This is a genomic window from Leptospira licerasiae serovar Varillal str. VAR 010, from assembly GCF_000244755.1.
Lineage (GTDB): Bacteria > Spirochaetota > Leptospiria > Leptospirales > Leptospiraceae > Leptospira_B > Leptospira_B licerasiae.
Genome location: NZ_AHOO02000005.1, coordinates 638,173 through 664,514, shown reverse-complemented (window position 1 = coordinate 664,514; position 26,342 = coordinate 638,173). Strand labels below are relative to the sequence as shown.

Below are 26,342 nucleotides of genomic sequence, written 5' to 3'. Positions count from 1 at the left end.
TATTTTTTGCAAAGTGAGCAAAAACTCACATTCTATTTTAATACCCTAAGGACTAACTTTTAAAAATTGATATTAGTCAAAATGGCAACGTGTTAACGCCAATTTTTCCTAAGCACATCCCTAATCCTAAGTACTGCCTCGTTTTCAGGTTCTAAATGCAAAGCTGATTGGACCATATACATTGCTCTTTCGTAATTTTTGAGAGCAATGTATACTTGGGCCAAATTCATTAAATTTTTAAAATGATCCGGTTCTCTAAGCCTCAATCTCTCGCCAAAGTCCAAAGCTTTTTTTAATTGCCCTGCCTTTCTCGCTGCAAAAGAAGCTACATATAAAATTTCCTTATCCACAGGTTTGATATTCAAATAGTCTTCCGCGTAATGTGCTGCTTTGGAATAATCTTTGAGTTTTAAGAACAATTTTACGAAATTTTTCTTCACTTCAGGAATACGGCTGTCTAGGTTCTCCGCTTCTTCCAAATAGGTAATAGCTTCTGCTATGTCCTTGTTTTGAGAAGTTTCCTTTGCTCTATTCAATAATTCTCTTATCTTTTGTTTTTGTTCATCGTGAAGTTTCTGATCTGAATCAGCCTCTTTAAAAGATAGTCTGATAAGAGAAAGGTCGTCTGTTAAAGGACCCTTTCCGGTAATACAGTTATAAATTCCGCTTAGGTCCCCTTTACCTTCTTCCACTATCCTAAGGAAGAGTTTTTCGTCGTCATTAATGATCCTCCCCCCATCTGCATCTGTCCCGATCAAAATATCGTCCCGACCGTCGGAACCTGCGATAATCACATCTCCAGGTTCCAATTGGAAAGTTTTGATATAGATACGACCCTCCATTCCGGTAGTTCCTAGTTTTCGGAACATGAGTTCGTCTTCTATAAAGCTTGCAATTCCATCTCTATAGAGGACTGTCCAAGGATGTTCTGCATTAATAAAATATAAAATACCTACTTCGTCGTCTACGAGCCCCATTACCGATGAAACCAACATAGAACCGTCAAAGCTTTCGAAAACTTTATGTAGTTCCGTAAATGCATTCTTCAACCAGCGTTCAGGAGACTGGTTTTTCATATTATCGACAAGTCTGGTCCTCTCTATGATCGATTCGAAAACAGATCCTAAAACTAGCGCTCCACCGGCACCCTGCATGGATTTTCCCATTGCATCAGCGTTCAAGAATACTGTGTATGATCTTTCCTTTAATTCGATATGATTGGAGATATTTAAGTCCCCACCTATCTCATCATGATATCTTCTGAAAGTGAATTTTTTCTTTTGTTCTAATAAGAAATCCACCTTTACGTTTTCATGAACTGCTTTGTTCGCTCCTAAAGGTTTGATCAAAAGAGAAGTTAAGAAATAATCCCCATCCTGTTGTTGCTTGAGTTCTTGTACTTCTCCTAAGGTTTGTTCTAATTCTTTAGTCCGTTCTTTTACTTTTTCTTCCAGTTCGTTAGCGTACTGTTCCAATCTTTTTCGAGCGGCTTGGATGGACCTTGCCATTCTATTAAAAGATCTGGCAATAAATCCGATCTCATCTTCTACTCTTGGCTCGAGTCTATAATCCAAATTGCCTGAATTTACTTCCGTTAAGCCTACGACTACTTCGTCCATAGGTTTAATAAGTGCATTTTGGAAAAAGAATCTGAATCCAACACTGATCACTAACATAATTGCGAGCAAACATACGACTAAGATCAATGCAGGTTCATGTATGAACGTTCGGAAGGATTTGTAAGTGAAACCTACTTCGTAAACGTTTCCATTTGTAGGATGTACGACCAAATACGAAACATAGTATTGCGGTTTCTCATCTCCTACTTTATAATATTTCGTTCCTCTATAGATCCTTTCCCCCACTTCTCGGATCGGAGTTAAAGGAAGAAGGACAGTTTTATCCAAATCCGACTCGGATATATTCGCCTTTAGATCTGCTTCCGCCTTTACTTTCACTTTTTCTAAAACTGCAGAAAGGCCTATTTCTTCCGATTTTAGGAGTTTATAGATCGCGGGAGCGTCCGATTTAGAAGGCAAATGAGAATATTTGCTCCGAACTACTTTCAATTTTTTGTTCAAATATCTGAAAAACTCGCGGACATCTTCATCTGAAACGGAATTGTCTCCCTTAGATCCGAAAAATTGCTTCAATCCTTCTTGGTATGCATAAAATTCTTTGGGGGAATTTTCTAAAAATGCCTTGGACCTTTCCCATCTATCCTTGGCGGAAAGACTTCCTAAACTCGTAAGATTTTTAAAAATATAAAAGAATTTAATCTCTAACCTATCTTCAGAATCGAATCTTGGATCCTTAAAGCCTCTTTCCGTTTGAAAACGATTTTCGTTAGGATCGAAAGAAGTTAGATATGCGAATCCGGTCGGAGTTTCTCCTTGTAAAACCACCAGTTTAGCTTCTTCCTTTTTGATCAGGTCAAAGGAAGAATCATAACCGTTTAGTATTGCAAACCCCACCAACTGGAATGCAAGAAGGAAGGTGGCCATACTCACACCCACAATCCTGCTTAATATAGTGGTTCTTTCCTTCGTTGCGTTTACATAAACGATAAGTATTAAGAATAGTCCGGCTACAAGGAGAATATCCGCCGTCTGTTGATAAACCGCACGAGATACAGTACCTTCTCTACTTAAAGCATTTGTAATACCCGGTAAAAGCGTAATGGTCAGGTATGCCAGAGTGATATAGATTACTGATCTTCTCTCTCCACCCTTTTCTACGATCGCTCTCCAAATGGCCGCGATCAAAAAAATGAAGTTATATAGAAAGACTATAAGAGAGAAAATTTTATAGAATAAATGAGTTTCGAAGTCCCAATAGTGGCTTCCCATAACGAAACTTCTAGTAGACTTTAAAGAAAGAATAATATAAAAGATCGCTAATGTTATAACGCCTGCATACAAGATCGCATACAAAGTCAGCCCTAACTTTTCTCTTTTAGGAGTAGGGAAATAGAAAAAGAAAATGAAAAGCTGAGTATATCCCACCATCGGGAATGGGATCACGATCCATCTGTGGAATATCGTCCATTCGTCAGGAGAACAGAAAGCAACTAAATATCCAAAGTGAAAGATGGTCGTGGATAAACTCGAAAGGCCGAGGTGAAAGGCGGCCTTACTTCTATCCTTGATGGTTAGAAAGAAAAAGGATACATACAAAGAAAATAAGGAAGCGAGTAAGGATCCGAAGAAGTAAAAATTAAAATAAAAAGGGTCCATAAAAAGGGCAGCCTAAGAAATTGATCCGAAGGACCGCTTCGTCAAGGAAAATGCGAAAAGAAGTCCGAACTCAGGAGACGAAAATTTTTTTACAAAACTAACGGCGAGAATTCGAAGTTTCTGCTTTCAACCTTGCCCGCCCCAACAGATATATTTTATTTCCTGATACTCTTCCATTCCGTATTTGGAGCCTTCTCTGCCCAAGCCGGACTCTTTTACTCCGCCAAAAGGTACCTGTTCCGTGGATAAAATCCCCTCGTTTACTGAAACCATTCCCGCTTCTAATGCCTCGGAAATTCTCCAAATCCTAGCCGGATCGTTCGTATATACGTAAGATGCTAAACCCACGTCGCTTGCGTTCGCAATTTGTAACGCTTCTTCCTCCGTTTTGAAACTTTTGATAGGTGCAAGTGGACCGAAGGTCTCTTCTTGGAAACATAATGATCTTTCGGAAATTCCCGAGAGAACGCTCGGTTCGTAGAAGTTTCCTCCCAGAGAATGATGCTTACCTCCTATCAGAAGTTTCCCTCCTTTCTCGATGGCGTCTTTTAAATGTAAGTCCACTTTTTTGACCGCAGCGGAATGGATCAGAGGACCAATATTGACTCCTTCTTCGAAGCCGTTCCCAACTTTAAATTTGGAAACTTCTTCCACTAAACCGTGAGTGAATTCTTCGGCAATTTTATCCTCTACCAAAAATCTGTTCGTGCACACGCAAGTTTGTCCGGCATTACGAAATTTTGATGCGATTGCTCCACGTATCGCTTCTTTTATATTTGCATCCGCGAACACTATAAAGGGAGCGTTGCCTCCTAACTCTAAAGAAATTCTTTTAACTTGATTTGCCGATCTTTCTAAAAGGATCTTTCCTACTCTTGTGGAACCTGTAAAACTGATCTTACGAACAATTTTGTTTTCTAAAAATTCGTTCGCTATAGGTTCCGGTTGACCGGTAACTACTTGGAAGACTCCGGAAGGGATTCCTGCCTCTTCTGCAAGAACAGCTAACGCGATTGCCGAATAAGGAGTAAGTTCAGAAGGTTTAGAGATCACTACGCATCCCGCGGCTAATGCAGGTCCTATCTTTCGAGTGATCATCGAAGAAGGAAAATTCCAAGGAGTTAAAATACCGGTAACTCCTATCGGCTCCTTCCAAGCCATCAATCGTAGTTCCTTTTTATGTGTAGGGATCAAATCTCCGTACGCACGTTTTGCTTCCTCTGCAAACCATTCCAAATAAGAAGCTGCATAATCAATCTCACCTTTGGATTCCGCCAAAGGTTTTCCCTGTTCCCAGGTCATAATTTTTGCCAGATCATCTTTATTTTGGATCATTAGGTCTGCCCAGTTCCGAAGAAACTTGGCTCTTTCTTTAGGGATCATCTTGGCCCATTCTTTTTGGGACTTTTCCGCAAACTCCAAAGCCTTTCTTACTTCTTCTCTGGGAAGATCGGGTACTTCTCCTATTTTCTCGCCAGTCGCTGGATCAAAGACCGGGATGGTCTTGGAAAATGTCCTCCATTCTCCCGAATAAAAATTAGAATTTTTGAATAAAGAAGGTCGATTGAGTTGAATCATATTTTTGCCTGAAAGGATATCTTTCTCCAAGAATACATCTTTGTAACAATGCTGAAAACCGAATTTTGTAAAGGTCTAAAAGCCTAAATGGTTTAAGGATCAAATCATCGTGGACTCTCGGAGGAAGAAAAAGTTCACACCATTTCTAAAAATAAAGATTGTTATACATCAGTAATTGGATCGGTAAATAAGTAATTACAGTGTATGTGTATTGAAGAAACTTCCCCATTTTTAAAAATGGTTGTATGGGAAGAATTTTAGGTATTTCCTCAATCCTCCTACTGGTCCTCACTTTCCCTCTCGAATCAATTTTAGCGGTAACGATCCAAATGAATGCGGGTCGTATTTTCAAAAAAGTTTCCGTTCAAAAAGAAACGGAAACCGAGATTGAAGTGGTCGATCCGGACGGAGTCATATATAGAATCCGCAAGGATAAAATAAAACAAATCACAGAAGATACTCCTGATGCTGTTCCTGAATTTGTTTCCGACGAGAGTGTTCCAACGGGAGCGGCCAAACCTCCTTCTCCCAAGGACTCACTTCCGGAACATTCTATTCTGCTTTCTCAATCTTTCTCAAATGACGGAGCCTTCCAAGGTTCCGATCTATTCGGAGAAAGACAGGCGAGAAGGAACGGAACGCCTTACAAAGATTTTTACGAAGCCTACTTCTTAACTACTAGCGTGGAAATATTAGGTTTGCCTAAACAATTTAAACTTGGGCTTACAATGATGAACCCTCTATTGGACAGAAGTAACACCGACACGGATCTTAGATTACAATCCACGCCGGGAGGTCCTGATCAAACTTATCTATTAGATAAGTCGTTTGCCACAGGAACCTTGCAATTCGATCCGAATGAAGTGAAAACCAGAAAAGAAAAAAACGGTCTTTATGATTATCTGTTCACTAGAGCGATGTACGATCATGAAACTAGACTGGGCACATTCTCCGCCGGATTTTTATTCATTAACCAAAACGATCCGACTTATGTGATGAGAGGTTACTGGGTGATCGGATGGAAAGCTCCTTTTTGGGAATGGCTAAACCCGCAATTCTCCATCAACAACAAAATGTTAAATGACTATGGCGGAACTTTCCAAGGAACTCATAACTATCGTCTCACCGTTTCTCATGAATTTTTTAAAGGGGAAACTTTTAGGATCACTCCTAGTTTGGTTGTAGGTTATGCGGAGGTAAACGATAACACGGATCGGAAAAAAGGGATCAGTGATATTAGTCCAAGACTACAATTCGATTATGGAAAGTTTTTCTTTGCGGCCAACATGATGTATAGAGCCACGCCGGCTTTGGTAGATAACGCAACTTATACACCAAATATTGGGGCATATCCCGACAGCAATGCTAACGATGGGCTGACTATCGATCCGGCAAAAGCTTACGGATATAAGAATGAACTTATCATTAACTATATTTCTTCCTTATCGGATGATCCTGCCGTAAAAAGAGCTTTGGTAGACCATTATCAACAGCAACATATAGTTCACGTGATCTTCTTCTATAATATCGGATATACTATCCGTATCTGAAATTCCTAATCCTCCGGTTAAATCGGACCGGAGGAGATCCTTATTCCATAAAATATAAAAACTGTAAAGTAGCGGCAAGTTCCATTGCCAAAGCTACACCTATATGTATCAAAATTCCTGCATATACCGATTTGGTCCTGTACGAGATCATTCCTAAAATAAAACCGCCGAAAAAGGAACCTAATGCTTCAAATTGAGGTTTCGTAAAATGCAATAGACCGTACATAAATGCCATTGCTAAAACTGCAGGCTTACTTCCCGTTCTGGAAGCGAGAGGAAAAACCATAAATCCCCTAAAAAAAGTTTCCAAAACCGCAAAATCAGCTGCATAAGAAATTTCGAATAGAACGATCCATAAAACCGGAGGATATATCAAATAACCATCGGACATTCTTCCCGCGAATCTAGGATATACAGAAAGAAAAGAAAGAGAGAAGGATGCAATCGCGATTATCGGAAGCATCAATCCGAGTAGGAATAATACCTCTAGGAACTTGGGCGATTTAGCTAAACCCAAAAATCTATCCGGAGAATTTTTGCGCAGAACGATCCAAGCAAGAGGTAGTGCGGAATACGCGAGAATTGTCCCCACATAATTTACCGTAAGCATTGCAATCTCAACAGAAGACGAAGTCGCCCAGTTGAATAATTCCGAGTCTCTTATCCTTGCGGAACATACGATTGCAAGAACTACCACAAAACCCAATATCAGAGGAATTGAAGGTTTGAATTCGTTTAGTTTTCCGTAAAATGCGAGAACGATAGGATAAATAACAAGTGCGCCTGCGGCAAAAAATAAAAAGTAAAAGAGACTTAAACCTATCTGGTTATCCTTTAAAGCCTGGGTAAAAAGTGGAGCAAACCGAAAAGAATAATTATAAGACCAAAAAATCAAGAATAGAATGAACACTCCCCCGAAAGAGATCCAATCCCTTTTGTTTTGAAAAAAATCCTTTAAACTTTCTTTTAATAAGCCCAAAATCCTTCTCCGGATCGGTGATGTCCGATACGGAGAGAATTTCTTCGGGGGAGGTCTAGGTCTATCGTTTTCGGATCAGATTTTAGGAAAGACCACCGATGTGATCCCAAATTGTTTTTCAAATTCAAAACTTGAGATCTTCTTATTCTCCTTTGGAGGTATCATAGACATTGCTCTTTCAGTCATAGCGGTGATGGAAAGAGAAGGATTCACACCTAAATTCACAGGGATCATCGAGCTATCACACACTCTCAGATTTTTATAACCGTATACTTTATTCTCAAAATCGATCACACCTTCTTCCGGGTCCGAACCCATTACACAACCACCCATGATATGCCCGGTGATAGGAGCATTCAGAAGAACGTCATTCAATGAACTTCTTGGAATACCGCCTATTTTTTTGGCGACCTTTCTCGCCGTTTGGTTTGCGATCGGAATATAAGAAGGTACCTTCTCTCCCGAGCCTATAACGGAAGTCATAGACCTCTCAAAAGGCCAGGACATTCTTCTTTTTCTAACTATCTTAACCTTATTATCCAAAGTTTGCATTACCAGAAGAATGAGAGAATTTTTAGCAAAGCCGAAAGGCCAGGATGCTTTCAAAAAATAAATAGGCTGAGTAAACATTGTAAAAAAATATTTTAGAGGTCTAGGGAAAATACCTCCGCCGTCGGTTAGCACACTCGCAAGAGTGCCGAAAAAATCGGAACCTTTAGAATAACGTACCGGCTCTATATGAGTATGTTCATCCGGATGAATGGAAGAAGTGATCGCAACACCTCTAGAAAAGTCCACATCCTTTCCAAACTTAGTAACTCCCAAAACCGTTTCACTATTCGTACGAACATCATCTCCCAGACGAACAGAAAGACGTTTCATATGTCCTGCTTCTTTTGAACGCAGAAGTAAGCCTACAGTTCCCATCACTGCGGCAGAAAGTACGACAGATCTAGCTTTAAATTTCCTTTTAGGAGATCCTAACCAGCCAGTTGTGGATCTAGTGGAAAGTTGATAACCGAATTCTCCGCTTGCATCCGGATCGACTTCTCCTCTTTCATTTAAAGGAACAAGATCCGTTACTTTAGTCTCTGGAAGGACTTTTGCACCTAACTTTTCCGCAAAAAATAGATAATTTTTATCTAATGTATTTTTAGAATTAAAGCGGCAACCTACCATACAACCTCCGCAAAGATTGCAAGTGGTTCTTTCAGGACCCTCGCCCAGAAAGAACGGATCTTTTACCGTTTCTCCAGGTTTTTCTCCGAAGAATACTCCGACAGGAGTTGGAGAAAAAGTTTCACCTCTTCCCATCTCATGCGCAATCTCCTTTAAAACATCGTCCGATCCATCCAAGTGAGGATTCTGAACGACACCTAACATTCTGGAAGCGACTTTATAGAAAGGAAGCATTCCCTCCTTACCGCCGATCTTCTTGTATGTAGGATGATTTAACGTTTTATCAGAAGGAACGTAAAGTGTATTCGCATACACTAAGGAGCCTCCTCCAACTCCGGCGCCGCTAACTAGAAAAAAATCTTTTAAGAGATTTAATCTTTGGATTCCGTAAAAACCTAATCTAGGCATCCATAAATATTTGTGAACGGACCAATTCGTTTTAGGAAATTGTTTAGCGGTCCATCTTTTTCCGGATTCGATCACCAAGACAGAATACCCTTTTTGGCTTAACCTCATGGCAGAAACACTTCCACCGAAACCGGAACCTACTATGATATAGTCGTAATCAAAATGAACGTTTGTTTTCTCTTCTGTCTTCATAAATCCGACCTAAACATATCGATTTATTAACTCAATCCATTTTCGGACTTGACTATGCGTTCTAAAAACATCTACTACTAATTCGTTTTATCAACCTCATAAAAAGATCGGAGAACTATATGCAAGAGTTACCGAAAGTCTGCGTTATTGGCGCCGGCTCTAGTGGAATCACTGTTTGTAAATCATTGCAGGACAAGGGAATCCCTTACGACTGCTACGAAAAAGGAAGCGATGTAGGAGGTAACTGGAGATTTAAGAACGACAACGGCCTGAGTAATATTTATAAATCACTTCATATTAACACTCATAGAGATAGAATGGAGTATCGGGATTATCCAATGCCGGATTGGTACGCGGATTATCCGAACCACGAACCCATCCAAAAATATTTCATAGATTACGTGGAACACTTCGGACTTCGTAAACATATTAAATTCAAGAACGGCGTCTCAAAGGTAGAACCCCAAGACGATGGGACCTATCTAGTTACCAGCGAAAAGGGAGAAAAAATATTTTACGATGCTGTTATAGTAGCTAACGGACATCATTGGTCTCCCCGCTGGCCTGAGCCGGATTTCCCGGGTAAATTTAACGGAAAGATAATACACTCCCATGACTACGTGGATCCTGAACATCCTATCCAATTGGCGGGCAAGAGAGTCGTAGTACTCGGTATGGGAAACAGCGCAATGGATATTTCCGTCGAATTGAGCCGTCCCGGAGTTGCAAAAAAAGTCTTTTTAAGTTCCAGGAGAGGCGCTTGGGTGATCCCGAATTATCTTTTCGGAAAACCTTTAGACAAACAAACAGAGTTGCTTCCTCCAGGAACACCTTTCTGGTTAAAACAATTTCTATTCGGGACAATGTTAAAGATCGGAGTAGGTAAGATGGAAGATTTCGGTCTTCCTAAACCGGATCATAAACCCGGAGAAGCCCACCCAACCATCTCACAGGATATTTTAGTAAGACTCGGAAGAGGAGATATCAAATATAAACCTGTAATCCAAGAATATAACGGAAACAAGGTAAAGTTTGCAGACGGCTCGGAAGAAGAGATCGACGCGATCATCTATTGCACCGGTTATAACGTTAAGTTCCCATTCTTTAAACCTGATTTTATCTCCGCTCCCGAAAATCATCTTCCTTTGTTCCATAGGACTTTCAAACCGGATCTGAATAATTTATTCTTTGTAGGATTGTATCAACCTTTAGGAGCAATCATGCCTCTTGCAGAGTTCCAAGGAAAATGGCTGGCTGAATATCTGACCGGAAATTACAGCCTTCCTACAATTCCTGAAATGCAAAATCAGATCAAAGATTATGAAAAGAAAATGAAGAAGAGATACGTAAGCTCTGCAAGACATACGATGCAAGTAGACTACGAAGACTTTTTGTATTATATGCAGAAGGAGCTAAAAGCAGGTAAAAAGAGGGCGTCTAAAAGTTTGCAAACATTGCCTGTTCCATCCATAGCAAAATACAAACAATCCGGAAAACAAAGCTCTTCCAACGAAAAATCAGAACCAAGGAAAAAAAGTGCTCTGGCAAAAGTTTGAGACCTTAGCGGCCAGAACCTTACTTTCTCTTCCCGATTCGATTCTTAGAATTTTCGGAAAAGATATCAAAAGAGGACGGACCTTGGACCCCAAGGTCCGAGCCGCATTAATTTTAGCTAAAATTAAGCCGAAACCTGAAAATCTTCCTCCGCCTAAAGCGAGAGAACTTTTCAAAAATATAATGGTATTTTTCGATCTGGAAAAAGTAGAACTTCCCAGAGTTGAAAATTTTTCCATTCCTGGGACAGGGCATAGGATCAAGATCAGATTATATTCTTCTAATATATCTGAAGACCTGGAACCCTGTTTGCTTTATTTTCATGGGGGAGGATTTGTGATCGGGGATCTGGAATCTCACGATCCACCCTTGAGATATTTAGCAAAAACTTCAGGTCGAGCAATACTCGCAGTTGATTATAGATTGGGTCCTGAACATACGTATCCTTGTTCTTGGGAAGATGCTTACTCCGCTTATAAATGGGTGAAAGAAAATGGAAAGTCCATTGGCATCGACCCTAAAAGGATTGCAGTGGGTGGGGATTCTGCAGGAGGAAATTTAGCGATCTCTATTTCCACTCAGGCTAAAAAAGAAAAACTCACTCTTCCCCAATTCCAAATATTGATTTACCCATGGATCGATCTAATCCAAGAAAGAAAAAGTGTAGAAGAATTTGCAAACGGATACGCTCTCACTCGGGATCTACTTCGTTATTTCAAACATCATAGCGTTCCGAATTCGAAAGATTGGACAGATCCAAGAGTCACACCATTTCAGCAGTCGAACTTTTCTCATACTCCTAAAACGTATATGTTGCTCGCAGGGTTTGATCCTCTACAGGATGAAGGGCTGGCATATGCAGACCTTCTTCAAAAAGCAAAAATTAAACTGGAGATCAAAATCTACGAAACTTTGATCCACGGTTTTTTCAATTTAGGCAGGAGCGTTCCAGAAGCCAAAAATGCTCTAGACCAAATCGCAAGATGGATGCAGGCAGGATTTTCCGGAAAATAGGATTATATTTTTATAAAGTAAATAGCAGGGCCGATTCTTAAAAAGCCCTGTATACCAAGTTGTGCTGTACTGATTCTACAAAACCAGATTTGGAAGAAGCCTTCTTTAGAAGATCCAAACCCGGATCGGATTTATACGTTACTTTGTACGTATTCTCCATAATGGTTTCGATATTCAAAACGGTTGCGTTGGCGGTTAGCTCCTTGATCCTTTCCGAATTAGTTCCCGATACCAATTTAAAAATATACTCGTTCGGAACAACTCGACCAGGCTTCACATATTTACCTTTTTCAGCGGGAAGATTTTTAGGAAATCCTTGAGAAAACATGGGAGCAACGCCTATAAATAGAAGGACAAGGATCGAAATCGATTTTATAAAATATTTAAGGAACATCTATGCTTAGATCCGTTGGAGCTTCTAAATTTCGGATCGCTCCATTCCCGTTAGCCGCCTTCCCATATTTCGTAATGCTTTGCAAAGAACTAGTCGTTGTTCCGCCTGCGACAATTGCCTTGATCGTATCCGAATATGTAAACTTAGGATTAAAGGATCTAAGCAATGTAGCAAGACCTGCTACATGAGGAGTTGCCATAGAGGTTCCGTTAATAGTATTATACTGAGTAATATCATTAACGTCTAGAGTGATCAGATTAAATGCGGTAATCGCAACACCGGCCCGATTGATGGAAGAATCTGAAATAAATTCATAACCGAAGCTGCAATTCGAAGAGCCGACGCAATTCGGTAAAGCAACTTCAAAGCCTGGAATTATCTGCCCGTTTCGTTCTCCTGAAAGACTTCCTACTTTGTTAACAGAACTAAAGATAACCGGCATAGAAGTAGAACTGGAAGCATACATATTAATTCCATCATATCCTCCTTCCGTATCTAGATATAAACTCATTCTCGCGGTGACAGCTTCAGCACCGGAAGTAATTGCAATTTCGCCATAAACGAGGGAATGTGAATTAGATTGATATCCAGATGTAGAAATTCCGGCGAGTACTGTAGCGCAATTAGTAGAAAGTAATAAAACCGAAGAGGAGCATGTAGCAAGGGCCCAAGAAGTACCTGTAAGATGATATAGATTCCAACTGGCAAAAGGGAGATTATAAGTATTCTCTGCGCCTGCCCAAGTACTTCGAATATTTGTACCTGGAGCGCCTATATCCACTCTCTTCTTGGAAGAATCGTAATTAGAAAAACTTGCTAACTGGAACTTTTGATCTAGAGCGGCCACACAAAGAATATTGGCTTCATCATACTCACAAGGATAAGAGTTATCCGAGTTCAAATCGCTGCCGTCATTTCCTGCAGCAACTACGAATAACGCGTCATATTTACTGCCGGCATTTGCCATAGCAGAACGCATAGCTGAATCGTAATCAGGTCCACCCAAACTTAAATTTAAGATTTTAGCGCCGTTACGAATTGCAAAGTTGATCCCTTTGATAATGGTTGCAGTATCTCCGGAACCGGATTGGTCTAAAACTCGAACTGCCATAATTTTAGCGGTCCAACAAACTCCTGCGACTCCAGTTGCGTTATTTCCTTTGGCTCCGATCGTTCCAGCTACATGAGTTCCATGACCGTTCAAGTCCATTGGATTGGAATCGTTATCCGCATAATCCCAACCGTTTGAACATGCACCCAAGGAGACTCCTTTGTCCGAAACACACGAACCGGAACTCCACATATTCGCATTTAAATCTTGGTGATTATAATTCACTCCGGAATCGACAACTGCTACAATTGTGTTCGAACAATCCGTATTCACATCCCAAGCGCTTTCCATTCTCATATCGTCAGTACTGGTTCCGGGATTGTTCGTCGCATAGGTAGCAGTTAACACACTCTGACCAGTGTTATTCATCCCCCATAACTGGCCATAAATCGGATCATTTGGGGAAGTGCTCGCATGATAAATATAATTCGGCTGCACATATTCCACATCCGGATGAGCAGAGTATTCAGCGACTGCCTCTTCTACAGTTTGACCTTCTCTCAATTCCACTTGAGAGATCCCAGTCTCTCCTAAATCGTTTAGGACTTTTCCGTTAAAGGAACCAACCGCATACGATTTAACCGAGTCACCTGCGTTGTCTTTGAACTTAACCAAGACTTCCGAAGATTTGAATTTAATTTTGGAATCTCTTTTATAATATTTCTTATTATCGGTATTTCCTACCGGGTCCAAAAGTTTAGACCAGTTAGAAACAGCATTCGTTTCCTTTTCGGCAAACAGGTAACCAACAGAGAAGACGGAAAGAATGAGAGCAAATGAGATGAATTTATTCTTCATAAAATTTATTTAATATCCCGGAGAACTAACTTTTGCCTGGATCGATTTAGAGAATGTGGAACCGGTCCCATTAAACTGAGAAAAGGACTTTACTCGGATATACCAAGTTCCAGCAGAACTTACGGTTATCGTTTTATAATTCGGGGTATAAGGATCACCCGCGTACATTACATCCGCATCGCAAGTAACGCCGGAATCGCCTTGTGCACTAAAATCCGAACCTTTTTTATAGCAAACTCTATAAGCGCCTGATGCCATGTGAACTGCATGCTCTTTAGAATGCGCCCAGGTTACGATAATATCCCTTCTTCCTCCCGCCCCGGATACATCTAAAACAGAACTCGAAGCATTCCCACCTTTTCCGTTACTAGTATTCAAAGTAACCGTAGCGGACTTGGAACCGACACTTGTTGGACTAAACTTGATCACAAACGTAGCGGAAGAATTTGGAGAAAGGCTCGTGGATGAAGGTTGAGTTACAGTAAACTCCCCGGGATCTGTTCCACTTAAGACCACAGGAGTGCCCGAAAGATCTAAATTAGAACTTCCTAAATTACGAATTGTAATCGTTTTACCGGAAGAAACGATTCCCGGGAAAACGCTTCCAAAGGAATAAGAGAAGCCTGTTCCACTCGTAATATCCCTGGAGATATTGTTATTATCCGAATACATTACAGAAATTTGAGGAACGTTTCCGGAAGTTCCGACCCCGGCAAGACCTATAGAGTAGCTTGCAATATTCGGATCATTGCTGTCGATTGAGACCGAAGCGGAAAAAGTGGCAACAGAAAGCGGACCGAAAGAGATCGTAAATGAATAGGTCTTTTTAGGAGAGATCGTAACCGAAGAACCGTTTTCACTAAACGAACCCGCATCCGCTCCTCCCAAAGAAATATTAGAAATTACTAAATCTTGCTCTCCTGAATTTTTAACGGTAATCGTTTTGGAAGAAGTCCCGCCTGACGGTGCGTAAAAATTCGTCTGAGCGTTCGGGATAAAATTAAAGCTACCTTCCGAAACTTGGATAGAAGGAGCAGGAGCTTCCATGCCGGTTCCTTTCAAATAAAGAATATAAGTACCGATATTCGGATCATCCGAGTTAATGATCAAATACGCAGATTTAACACCCGCGGAACTAGGCTGAAAACTGATCTGAAAAGAACTAGAGTCTCCGTCTGCCAAGCTCGTGCTAGCAGGTTGAGAATCGATCACATACTGAGAAGCATGTATCCCACTTTTGGAAACCGCATCCGGACTTCCTGTGAGAGTAACGGTAAAATTTCCGTCATTCTCAACCTTCAAAGTATTAGAAAAAGAGGAACTAATTAAAGCGGAACCTAAAGAAAGTGTAGAACCGGAAGAATATCGATTGCCTGCTGAGTCCGAAACATGCAGACCTTTGATACCGGAAGAGGATGGAAAAATTGGAAACAATTTCATTCCGCCACCTCCTCCCCCGCAATTCAAATGAGGAAGTATTCCCGGCAGAATGCATAAGATAAAAATAAAACGATAATAACCTGAGCCCAATCTTGAATCCCTACTATGTTGGAATTCCTACAAGGAATCCAATATAAGTTATGCCTTTATTAACAAATGGAGACTATATTTCTCCCATTTCTATTGCCGAATGTTTGAAAAGGTACGTCCAGAAAAATACGGTCTAAAAGATAGGAAGAATTGGCAGAATAATTCTAAAAAATGACGAAAAATGGGAACTTATAAGAGGGAACTAGGCTATTTATGAATTCCGTAATCCAAAATTATTTTGAAACCAGATTGTTATAGTTTGGAAAGAAAAAATTTCGATATTTTGCTTTGGATCGCCTTATAAAGGGAAAATACTTGGCCTTAGGATCTAAGGATGCCGATAGGTAGTAAGAGCCCAAAAGTCTCGTCCAATAAAGATTTATGACTCTCAGAAAATATTCCCTCTTTGTTTATATTTCTGTTTTATTCTCTCACGCACCCGCTTTTGCCCTGGGGACCTATTCGGAGGGTTGGACTGTTGCAAAATTAATCCAATTCGAGAGCCGAGGGATTGTATTCGAATCTTACGAAGGTGTGATAGAAGTCCTAACTTTCGATCCCGCGGAAGAATGTGATGAAACTAGGGACGAATGTTATATGCCTATGCGCAGAAAAGCAAACTTTAGCGTTCGTCCGGAAAACGCGGATGTAGTGAACTTCCTAAGTAAAAACCTGAACCAGACGATCCTGATACAGTTCAATATCCACAGGATCCAACCGATAGCACTTTCTAGCAGTATAGAAGTTATCCAGGCACAATATCAAGAAAACATAATACCGCATACCACACCTGTAAAAGATCCAAGCGGAAGAATTACGGTTTGGGTCCAAGCGCACGATACTTCACATCCTATTGATAAGATGATAAGTCGTAAGACCGGCGGAAAAAGAAATTTCTCCGTAATGGGTAGGATACTAAGCTTGGAATACAAAGGCACAGTTATAGGCACTTACGAAGGTCTTTATATGGATGAGTCTAGGGGAAGGATACATCCATTCTCAATCACTTCCGAAGAGATGGCCGAATATGCATGGAAGGCGATGAAATATACCGGCAAATATTATATGGGGGTCTCCGTCGCTTTCGTGACAGGAGCCAGAGAATCACATTATGATATCTTTGAGATCAATTTCAGGGAGCCCGCGGGCACCCAAGAAAAGCCTAAAAACTAAAATTGCTTAAATAAGATTTTGAATCCGAAGTGAATTGCCTACAAACCAAATAGCCCTCGGTTCCGGTTAGAACAAGCACCTCTATATTGCCGGAAAAATTTCTGGAGAGATCTTCTCTGATATAGACTTTAGCGTCCGCCAATTCTACCGGGGCTTCTAATCCGAAATGAAGAATGTCCCAAGCCAGTTCTTCTTTCCAAAAACTTTCATCGACTTGATTTCCCTTCTTCCAACCTTGTTTCAGAAAAAGTTCGGGAGAGACTTTCAAATTAAAATGTGCATACACATTATGCTCGGCAGGCTCTGCAAAAATCCTTAAATTCTGAGTATCCGCTAACTTGTGAGCTTCAACATAATAGGCAGCGTCTTTTACCATTCCGAAAGAAGGATCTTGGATCTCGTACAGATCGCCCTCACAATTCGAACTCATTATGAAAGAGAGCACGAACAATAGGGAATAAACGAAATGTCTAAAAGAAAGTCCCATATCTTATTATACGAATAATTTTAACACTAAGGGTCAGAGTTTTTTTCAAAATTTCGCAGGAAAATCGTTTTGGAAAGAAATTTCTGAGATTCTAATAGCAAATAATATACGAAATCAATACACACTCGTTTACCTGTTTGGGATATTTCTTCTCCACTTTTCAAAAATTAAATCTTATAGCTTATACTAGTTAATTCTCTTCTATTTGCTTTTTAGCTGGAACTTTTAATAGAATGATGGGAATAATTATTTGCAAAAGTATTATAAAAGTTATTCACCGTTACTGGAACAAAAACAATCGATGAAATCCCCTATACATTTTGTGCTCATATTATTTATTCTATCTTTCATCTTCCAAGAATGTTATCTTTCAATATTACGAAATTCTCAAAAAGAAGATAGAGAAGGTGTTATTTCCGAAAGAAAACAAAATTCGTCTCAATTTGGTCTTATAGTTGTATATGAAACAGACCATTCATTAAATTCAAAAGAAGCTATTCTTGCCGTTCAAGAAAATTTAGAAAAAAGGATCTCTCCAGACTCGGGAATCAAACTTTTAGGCTTTCATCAAATCGATGGATATTCTAAACTTGAAGGTCAGCTAAAGAATGTTTTAGTATTACGCATTTCGCATTTTGCTCATAGAAGACATTGGTTACTTTATGTTTCAATGTTTACATTATTCATATTACCAGGCCTCGAATCTCAAGATTTTCGTATAAAAGCTATTTTGTACGATGGCGGTGGAGAAGAGATCGTATTACCAGAAATAGAAAAAGATATTGTATATCGACAACTTTGGCAAGGTTGGCTTCTTCTTCCTTTCTATTGGCTCTCAGAAAGTGAGTCGATGGTGGCTACTTATGTAATGAAAACGGTTCGGCATATTAGAGAAGGCTTCCCTAAATTCGAGAAGCTGAGAGGACCGATTCAATCGGAATATAAAGTTGTAAAAGCAAAAGAATTAGATTTCGGAACAAAAACAATCCGACCTAAAATAGTTTCCACTCAAAGGGTTGATTCATTTAAGATGCAGATCACAGGTGGAGGCGGTCCACCAAGAATTAGAATAATCTATCCTGAAAACCCGGAAGAAAATTTTATCAAAGTAACAGTAAACTTCGAAAATTCTTCCGATGCAAACGCAAAAGTTAGCCCTAGTTTGTTTTCCATATCGCCAAAATATAAACAAGTTCATGGTGCAGAGATTTCGTCCGGAGAAACTGATCTTTCCGAATCATTTATGAATATGGCGACTTATATAGAATTTATTCCATACGATCCAAAACAACTCTTCCTTTTCAAAAAGCCGTATGAGCCTTTTGAACTCAGGCCGGAGAGTAGTATGGGAAGAGTGTTTTATTTTCGTTATCCGAAATCGAAGGAACCAATTTTTTATACTTACGATGGGGTGCCGTGTTTGGTTGATTTGAAATAAATTTAATATTCGTTACCTGGTGGATCACAATCTTTCCATTCTCGATCTTTCGGATTGGCCTGTTCTCCACACCATTGAATTCTGAAATTCATAATGCAGTCTTGGATTGTCTCTATTTTCTTTTTGTTAAGAGCAATGGATTTAACATCGAAAAATCTGTTTGTAAAAATTCCAAGGTCATTTGTTGGATTGGAAATCTTTGATATTGCTCCAATTGGAAAGAGACCAATTTGCCAAAACTTAGTACCAGCTTGATCATCTGTTTCCTGGAATATTCCATCAAGTAAAGGTTCATTTTCAAAATGAACCGTGTAAACATTCGGGCTATTCTCTGTCAGCTGTAAGAGGGAACTTTTCATATCATCATATTCTTTCGCTACATACTGAATACGAATCGTCAGATCTTTAGGGCTAAATTCCCCACAAAAAATCGCATTTCCTTTTTCTTTTAGTCTCGAATTCTTCTTTCGTATAGCTTCATAAATTTTTCTGGAACCACCAGACAATATAGTTTTATTAACCAAATATTCTTTTTTAGAAAGTACTCTATATACCGTCCTACCTCTTTTCTCCGTTTGATCTTCAGATACGGAAATATTCTTATTTTCTACGCGTGTATTGGCAGTACAGCTAACATACATTAATAGAAAAATAGAAACTATTAATCGCTTCATTTTAAATTCCTTTATTAGTTATTAGGTCCATAGACTTTGTAGATCTTAGTATCTTGAAGATCCTCTGGTTTTATTACTTTACCAAATTCGACCCTTCCTAAATTTCCATTATGATTATAATTGATCCAACCCTCTGCTGTTTTCTTAATCAAACAAAAATGATTCGGTCCAGGTGGATTACTATTATCAACCCAAATCTGAACAACGTCTCCTTCTTTATAGTTATCCAACTTTTGAGTTAATGTATCAAACGGGATCGGGTTTGGCATATCTATAAATTGGCCTAAAAACTCTGTAAACTTATTTGGACCTAAAAGACCTCCGAATAAAGACAACGATAAGCTGGAGAAATTATGTGCCCCCCCGCCAATCTCAGGTGCGCCGTAGCTATTATCAAATCCAGGTGTTCCTCCGAGGTCTAATACTGGAGCAACAGTCTGTTGACCCATCCCGATATCTCCTTCCATTAGCTTAGAACTATAAAACTCACCAAAACTCAAATTCGTTTTTTGGGACAAGACCGCCTGCAGCCAGTTTGCGTAAATACGACAGGTTGCAGATGCTATTCCAGAAGCTAGATCATTGTCACTTTTTGGAACAACTTCTTCTTTATATACTATCATTGACGGATCAAGAGTAATTGCACCAGATTCAAGTTTTTTCATATACGTAGCTTCGCTATCAACTACCTTTATCGTTTTTGAACCATCATACATCCAAGAGGCAATTCCTTCCATTCTAGTTTGACGAGTAACATACTCATTGTCGGATTCGCCAACTTTTCTTACTAGGGCCTTTTCTAAGAATTTTTCCTTTGTCGGATATACTTGCTTCATTGTTCCCATTACAACTTCCAATTGTAATATAGTACCTTTACGACCGTACTGGGCCCCATATAATGGATCAGCTAGTTTCTTCATCACTGACTCACTATATGCAGGGTCATTCTTCATTCTTTTATAATCGATATTAGGCCTTTCATAGGTTCGGTCCAAGACCTTCGTTATATCAGGCATTTTTGATGGGTCACCTGTATATTTATCTTTGAAATCCTTAATTATATTGGTTGTGGTCTTATCGAGCTTAGTCGCAAAACCATCGGCATTTACTATAGTATTCTTTTCATTGAAGGCTGGAGAATTTGATAATAAAGAATTTCCAGCATTTACTGTAGCAGTGTTCTCATTTAAAAATGCAAATGGTCCTGTATACTTCAGATTTGCATCCAAGAATCGGTTAGCCTCACCTGCGAATCTTTGGGATACACTCGAAAATGCTGCTTGAACTTCGGCTTTAAGTTTTTTTACTTTTGCGATTTGTTCGGCAAGGGTTTTATTATAAACCGCCTTCTCCGCAGGCGTTAAATTCTCATTACCTTCTAATTGAGTCTTTAGAAACTCTGTATACTGAGTTTGATTTAATAATTCATCAGACTTATTTCTAAAAGTAATTGCCATATCTATTTCTTTTGCTCTCTGATTTAGATCATTAGTTCTACTTTTAATAGTCTCGTTAAGCTTGTTGATCTCTTTATTATAAGCTGCTCTTTCGGAAGCTGTGATATTCACGTTATCTATCAAATCGCTATATATTTTCTTTTGCTCAGTAGCCTTTTTAATATCCTCATTAATCGTACTAACGGCTTTTAAAGATTCTTGGTTAATAAAAGTCAATGCATCCTTAAAATTATCTAAAAATGGCTTCACTTGATCTAAATAATTATGAACGAGCACCCCGGCTTTCGAAACAAAATACGTATGATTATCTTCCACTTCAAAATTATAAACAGTATCATTTCGAATAATTTCTACAACCGAAGCAACAGTCGCCACTTTACCATCAGCAGTAACGGACAAGTCCCCTGCCATTAAATCTTTAGCATGTACCCACAAGCCCTGTTGCAAATAGAATGGGTGATTCCAAGTAGTTTCTATTGCGGTCCCGTCAGCATAAGTAATTTTTAATATTGTAGTAGTCTGATTTACAAAAGTCTCAGTGACAGCTCTATATTCATTTTGACCTGACTCCTCGTCCCAAGAAAGAACAATATCCCCTACCTTAATCGTCTCAATCGGTCTTTGTCCGTCCTTAGTCCAGACAAGAGTTCCAGCGACAAAACAACTTCTAAAGACTACTTCACCATTATCATTTATATATGCAAAGTCCCCAAAAGCATTCCCCGCGATTTGGTTCAGATAGATCTTAGCCTGCTCACCAACTTGACTAAATATACCGTCTTCTGCAGATCCATGCTGATCCTTTCCTTGCACTTTAATCTCCGCAATAGCAGGAGATTTATCGATCGCGTCCTTAAGTCCTTTGTTTCCATCTACATATGCTTCGTTATGAACGGAGCCCATCATCTCTGTTAAAGAAGCAAGAGCTGACTGACGTAAATTCGGATCGGCATCAGGATTACGAACAGTGTCTGAAAGATTCTGAATGACTTCGGGTAAATTTTCCGGTTTTACGCCGTAGCTATCTGCAATGGCCTTTAAGCTTTCACTATTAGCGATTAAATTAGGATCTTTTAATACATCTCCATAAGTACCGGCGATCTTCATTTGCGCTTCTCGTTGAGCCTTATCCGCAAGGTTCTGAGCAGTCATGACCGTATAGTCGTTTCCGAAATTCGTATTCGCAGTGATCGGTCCCCAAGAGTTACTATTGGAATCAAAAGAAATTCCTAAGGCTTGGTTTCCTAAAATATCTGCGCCTAGGTCGACAGTTCCATCCGCATTGATGGTCAAAGATCCGCCTAATCCTAGCTTATTGGCCGCTCCTCCACCGCAGTTGTTTTCTCCCATATCACAACCGAATCCCATAAAAATGGAAGGTTTCTGATCATTATCCGTGCTTAGATTTACACCAAAGTTGGATCCGTATTCTTGACCTGCTCCGATGGAGCCACTAGTGTTTCCAGATTCTAAGTTATAACTTAAATTGTAGAATCCTCCGGCATCTCCAACGGTTCCTCCGAAATTCAAATTCAAACCTGATCCGGGAACAAACGAAATGCCTCCGTTAAAGGCGGAACCTCCAACGTTCAATCCGCCACCCCAACCAGATGCAGAAGGTCCATTTAACCCTTCATCTAACATCCCACCTAATGTGTTAGCTTTCTGTGGAGGAGTGTAAGATACCGAACCTGCGAGCCCCATAGGTCCAGTGGCTCCGAGTAGCATTCCATTAGCAAATGCTGATAAAGTCGCGTTATCATTTCCGGAAGAGGAAGCTATCGCTGCTTGTCCAGCCGCACCTAAGAAACGAACTCCAGCAATATAATTCTGTTGCGCTGTGGTAAGAACATTTGTTGCGGCTTGGGTCCCACCAGAAGTGAAAAAACTTCCGACAGTATTCGAAACTGTAGTGATCGCAGTTTTTGCAATATTTACAGCCGGTGCTATAAAATTTGCGACGGCGTTATAGGCTGTCGAGACAGCGCTCACAACTGAACTGACTCCAGGTAAATTTGCAACCCAAGTTGCTGCATTAGCTACCCAAGTTCCTACTGTGGAAATTGCACTTCCAATTGCAGAAACTACACTTGATACAGTGCTTCCAACGCTTGCTATTGCCGAAGCTAGCATACTTCCACCGGCAACGGTTCCAGGTCCCGGAATAAACTGTAGGGCAACGGAAGCAGCAATTTGAAGTGCCGTAGAAACCATTTGTTTCTGTTGTTCTTTCTTAGCAGCTTTGGCAGCTTGTCTTTTATCAAATTCTTGCCAAAGTTGAGAGAATATTTGGGGATCCATTCCCGGCGGCGCAAATTGTTCTGCCACTTGGTTATAAGCAGCTGTTTTAATATCAGCCTTCCACTTCGCCTGAATATCTCCCTTAGCAAGGTCCGCTTGTAAATCTTTTCCTCGGATATATTCAGCAGACTCTTTTCCCAAATCTCTTATCTTATCATCTAGTTTATCTATATCTGATGTATTGATTACAAATCCTGCAGGCCCAAGAGTAAGGCCGAGAATAGCTTTTGCCCCATCTTTTCCTAAAACAGAAGTAACACCATGAACCACTTCAGCAGTGACTTTAGTCGCTCCCACGATGGCCTCAGATACTCCCTTTTGTATGATATTATTGATCGGACGAACAACATCTCTTACTCCTGGAACTTGTGAGAGAACGTAAAGACCTGGAGAAATGATCATCATTCTCTGATCCATTGCTTGTTGTGCTTTTTTCTTAGCTTTTTGATCCGCTTTGTAATCTATAAATGCGCTAATAACGTCTGCCGGGATTCCGGTAGCTTTACTTATCCCGGTGGCGACTGCTGACTTAGTCATTTCTTTGACTTGTTGTTTGGCCCAATCCATTCCGGAACCACCTGTCAAAAGGGTTTGGGCAATACTCATTGCTGTAGAAGCTGCACTTGCTTGAGCGACAGCACTATTTTGTGCTCTAGTATTCATTACTCCTGCATAATCATCCGCAGCAGAAGCGTTTAATGAAATAGCATTCATCAAACCGTTTGAGATATACGCATCGGTTCGATTTGTATAAGAAGATTGCATGTAGGAAGAAAGTGCTTCTGAATTTTCATTCGAATACCAATTGGATTTGAATACTCCTCCTAAATTTTTAGTATCCGCTAATTTTACTGTTCCAACATTTCCTAAGGTTACGTTTATACTTGTTTCTGTAAGTTCATAACTTTCGGAATTTGTAGCATCTCCACCTTGGAAGACTGCTTGACCTGTTTTTACATTTTGGACCGCATGAATAGTACCTTTGTCATCTACATAAACATCGGAATATTTCAGTTTAAAATTTTTATCGTCGTTATATAAAGCATCGCATGTAGATTGATTTGTTTTATAATTATCACCTACACAAAGTCCGGCTCCTTCTATCTTACCAGTAGCATCTGCTCCCGTGAAAGTTTTTCCAGTGAACTTTGCATAAACTTCTTCCGAAATATCCGAAGAGTTCATCTCTCTTTGCGCTTCCAGACTTTTGATAAGATTGTTTACCGAGCTTTTCTGAGCATCCAATGCAGCTATCTGTTGGGTTTCTACAATGCTTAAATTATACGCTCCATTCATTACAGTTCCAATATTATCATAAAACCCAGAGACCTTACTTGCGTCAGGAGCCTTTGCTGCATCCGCTTGAAAGGAGGAAAGTTCATTAGAAAGAGAAGCCAAAGACGCTGCAGAAGAATTAGATACATTGGAAGAAAATGTAGGAAGCACTGCAGCACCCGAAGAAGCCGCATTCGCATCCGAATATAGATTTGATAAGTTCGTAAGCCATTCTTCTCTATTTTGATATAACTCCTGAACTTGGGTTTGATATTGAGTGTTGATTTGATTCTGAAGATCTAACTTTTTAGTCTGCCATTCCGAGTATCTAGCTTGGTAGTCGGAAACTTGTTGCTCCCAACTGTTGATAGCAGGCATTAAGGTATTTTGCCAATCTCCTAATTGCAGATTAATATCCGCCAAGTAGCCCTCAAAAAGTTCCGCGTTTGCTTGTTGAGCTGCATCATGAACCTGCACAGAACCCTGTGCATATACCCACTCTTCATATTTCCATTCGTAAGCAGGGACACAAATGCCTCCCCAACAACCATAATATTTTGCTTGTAACGTATAATAATTAGGTCCGTCTTGCGATAAACTCCCTTGTTCATAGTCATAAGGATCTAGAAAGTCTATATTCCACATCCAATATTGATTTATATAAGCAGCACTTGAAGAAGCAACAAGGTCCATGCTATAGACTTGCGAAACAGTTAAATTAGGATTTCCTAACAGTCCATTTAACTGTGTAATCAAATTAGCTGCATTGCCAGCTAAATAATCCGCAACCGCAGAACCCAAATGACCAGCTTGGTTGTCCTGAAAACCCGCCGAAGAATATATCCCATTGTACATAGTAGAAGGAGCATATCGAATTACGCTTGTTCCACCATCGCCAAAAGTCCAGTTCTGGTATTCAGCGGCTCTCGCAGCTAGAGCTTGAGTGCTCGCATAGTCTTTTTGGACCTCTAAGTAATCTTGCATTTCAGATGCTATATCCGCTAATGAAGCAGGATTAGTGGGATCTAATGCTGTTGAGATTGTATCGATTAAATTCTTAAGTTTTACACCCGCCGTATTTAGCTTACTTGCATCGATCGTATTATAAGCAGCTAATAGCTGAGTAGAATCCATTCCAGAAAAATCTCCCAAAAGAGAATTTCCGGAAGCATCTGTTAAATGTAGAAGACTTTGTTGGAGAAGATAACTTTTCAAACCATCCGCACTATTGGCAACACTCTGACGAACTTGATTTTCAATTGCTTGTATTTGCTGAAAGTTCTGTTGGAATTGAGCATCCGTGCTTGCAAGTGAGTTCTGTAAACCAGTAAACTCCGTCTGTAAATCCTTTAAAGCTTGTTGAAATTCATACATTCCAACTTGAGTGTTCTCCTGAAATTTCTGGTTCCATGAATTTAAAGCTAAACTTTCAGAAGTGTTACTTACCGGGCTTTGAGTCGTTAAGGTATCTACCTGACTATTTTGTAAACTTGCTAAGAAATAACTTCTTTCTTGCTCGATCCGATATATTGCCTGATTTTCCCAGTCCTTTGCAGCTTGTTGTTGCTCCATCTGCAAATAGCTAGTAACGTAGTCTAAGTATCCTTGGTTTCCTGCTATCGCATCACTATTTGTTATTGTGCTTAAGATATTTGCAAACTCAATGTTAGATTGATTTTCCCAGTCGGACCAAAAATAACTGAATCCCTCTCCAACCAATTGGTCCCATGTTGCAACGTCAGAAAGATAATATGCTTGCTGGAAGAGACTGTCCCATTGAGAAGATTGGTAGGCACCTGTAGGCAACTCCATACTTCCAGGGTCCACAGCTTGAGATTTTAATGTCCCTTGAAAGGGAAACAGGACAAACCCTGCCAATATTAAATATACTCTCATTCTACGTAAAAAAGATACGGTTAGCTGTGACATAAACACTACCCTAAGATGACTCAAATCACAAAAAAATGGCTTTTTTTCACTATTCAAGATAAATTTACAAATCTGAAAAAACTTT

15 protein-coding genes are annotated in these 26,342 nt (G+C 39.8%); 5 read left to right on the top strand and 10 right to left on the bottom strand.

Features of this window, described 5'->3' with window-relative positions; all coding sequences use genetic code 11:
- Nucleotides 1-92: 92 nt before the first annotated feature.
- Both LEP1GSC185_RS03560 and LEP1GSC185_RS03555 read right to left on the bottom strand, forming a co-directional pair.
- Complete coding sequence (locus LEP1GSC185_RS03560; protein WP_008595486.1) at nt 93-3,236, bottom strand: SpoIIE family protein phosphatase; 3,144 nt, start codon at nt 3,234-3,236, stop codon at nt 93-95.
- A 126-nt stretch (nt 3,237-3,362) separates the two neighbouring features.
- A complete protein-coding gene (locus LEP1GSC185_RS03555) occupies nt 3,363-4,814 on the bottom strand; it encodes an NAD-dependent succinate-semialdehyde dehydrogenase (protein ID WP_029607874.1) in 1,452 nt (483 codons plus the stop codon).
- Between the two features lie 245 nt (nt 4,815-5,059).
- Here LEP1GSC185_RS03555 and LEP1GSC185_RS03550 point away from each other — a divergent pair, with 245 nt between their 5' ends.
- Complete coding sequence (locus LEP1GSC185_RS03550) at nt 5,060-6,364, top strand: hypothetical protein (RefSeq protein ID WP_008594540.1); 1,305 nt, start codon at nt 5,060-5,062, stop codon at nt 6,362-6,364.
- 40 nt (nt 6,365-6,404) lie between these two features.
- On the opposite strand, the gene LEP1GSC185_RS03545 is transcribed toward LEP1GSC185_RS03550, so the two are convergent.
- Together LEP1GSC185_RS03545 and LEP1GSC185_RS03540 are read right to left on the bottom strand one after the other, a co-directional pair.
- Nucleotides 6,405-7,343 carry a CPBP family intramembrane glutamic endopeptidase gene (locus LEP1GSC185_RS03545; protein ID WP_008594338.1) on the bottom strand — a complete coding sequence of 313 codons (939 nt, stop codon included), beginning with the start codon at nt 7,341-7,343 and terminating at the stop codon, nt 6,405-6,407.
- A gap of 75 nt (nt 7,344-7,418) precedes the next feature.
- Nucleotides 7,419-9,122 (bottom strand): GMC family oxidoreductase, encoded by a 1,704-nt coding sequence (locus LEP1GSC185_RS03540; RefSeq protein ID WP_008595475.1) that lies wholly within the window; start codon nt 9,120-9,122, stop codon nt 7,419-7,421.
- 119 nt (nt 9,123-9,241) lie between these two features.
- Between LEP1GSC185_RS03540 and LEP1GSC185_RS03535 the strand changes: the two genes are divergently transcribed.
- Nucleotides 9,242-10,678, top strand: coding sequence for a flavin-containing monooxygenase (locus tag LEP1GSC185_RS03535; RefSeq protein WP_008594690.1), 1,437 nt, complete (start codon nt 9,242-9,244; stop codon nt 10,676-10,678).
- Complete coding sequence (locus LEP1GSC185_RS03530; protein ID WP_008593780.1) at nt 10,659-11,690, top strand: alpha/beta hydrolase; 1,032 nt, start codon at nt 10,659-10,661, stop codon at nt 11,688-11,690. Before LEP1GSC185_RS03535 ends, LEP1GSC185_RS03530 begins: the two co-directional genes overlap by 20 nt.
- 37 nt (nt 11,691-11,727) lie before the next feature.
- Here LEP1GSC185_RS03530 and LEP1GSC185_RS03525 read toward each other — a convergent pair whose 3' ends face one another.
- Genes LEP1GSC185_RS03525 through LEP1GSC185_RS03515 form a run of 3 tightly spaced genes read right to left on the bottom strand, consistent with a single transcriptional unit; the run spans nt 11,728 to nt 15,433 of the window.
- On the bottom strand, nt 11,728-12,084 hold the full coding sequence (locus LEP1GSC185_RS03525) for a hypothetical protein (RefSeq protein ID WP_008593500.1): 357 nt from the start codon (nt 12,082-12,084) through the stop codon (nt 11,728-11,730).
- Entirely contained in the window at nt 12,074-13,993 is a 1,920-nt protein-coding gene (locus LEP1GSC185_RS03520) for a S8 family serine peptidase (protein ID WP_008595255.1), read from the bottom strand. The genes LEP1GSC185_RS03525 and LEP1GSC185_RS03520 overlap by 11 nt, the downstream gene beginning before the upstream one ends.
- Nucleotides 13,994-14,002: 9 nt before the next feature.
- A complete protein-coding gene (locus tag LEP1GSC185_RS03515; RefSeq protein ID WP_232298477.1) occupies nt 14,003-15,433 on the bottom strand; it encodes a choice-of-anchor D domain-containing protein in 1,431 nt (476 codons plus the stop codon).
- A gap of 471 nt (nt 15,434-15,904) precedes the next feature.
- On the opposite strand from LEP1GSC185_RS03515, the gene lsa26 reads away from it, so the two are divergent.
- The gene (lsa26, locus tag LEP1GSC185_RS03510) at nt 15,905-16,696 is read left to right on the top strand and encodes a surface adhesion protein Lsa26 (RefSeq protein ID WP_008594457.1); all 792 of its coding nucleotides are present in this window, start codon (nt 15,905-15,907) and stop codon (nt 16,694-16,696) included.
- Here lsa26 and LEP1GSC185_RS03505 read toward each other — a convergent pair.
- Entirely contained in the window at nt 16,686-17,126 is a 441-nt protein-coding gene (locus tag LEP1GSC185_RS03505) for a hypothetical protein (RefSeq protein ID WP_232298476.1), read from the bottom strand. The two genes, lsa26 and LEP1GSC185_RS03505, sit on opposite strands and share 11 nt — an antisense overlap.
- 358 nt (nt 17,127-17,484) lie before the next feature.
- Here LEP1GSC185_RS03505 and LEP1GSC185_RS03500 point away from each other — a divergent pair, with 358 nt between their 5' ends.
- On the top strand, nt 17,485-18,621 hold the full coding sequence (locus LEP1GSC185_RS03500; protein WP_232298475.1) for a hypothetical protein: 1,137 nt from the start codon (nt 17,485-17,487) through the stop codon (nt 18,619-18,621).
- Between the two features lie 2 nt (nt 18,622-18,623).
- Here LEP1GSC185_RS03500 and LEP1GSC185_RS03495 read toward each other — a convergent pair whose 3' ends face one another.
- Both LEP1GSC185_RS03495 and LEP1GSC185_RS03490 read right to left on the bottom strand, forming a co-directional pair.
- Entirely contained in the window at nt 18,624-19,295 is a 672-nt protein-coding gene (locus tag LEP1GSC185_RS03495) for a hypothetical protein (RefSeq protein ID WP_008594041.1), read from the bottom strand.
- A 14-nt stretch (nt 19,296-19,309) separates the two neighbouring features.
- Nucleotides 19,310-26,257 carry a TIGR04388 family protein gene (locus LEP1GSC185_RS03490; RefSeq protein ID WP_244264626.1) on the bottom strand — a complete coding sequence of 2,316 codons (6,948 nt, stop codon included), beginning with the start codon at nt 26,255-26,257 and terminating at the stop codon, nt 19,310-19,312.
- Nucleotides 26,258-26,342 lie beyond the last annotated feature (85 nt).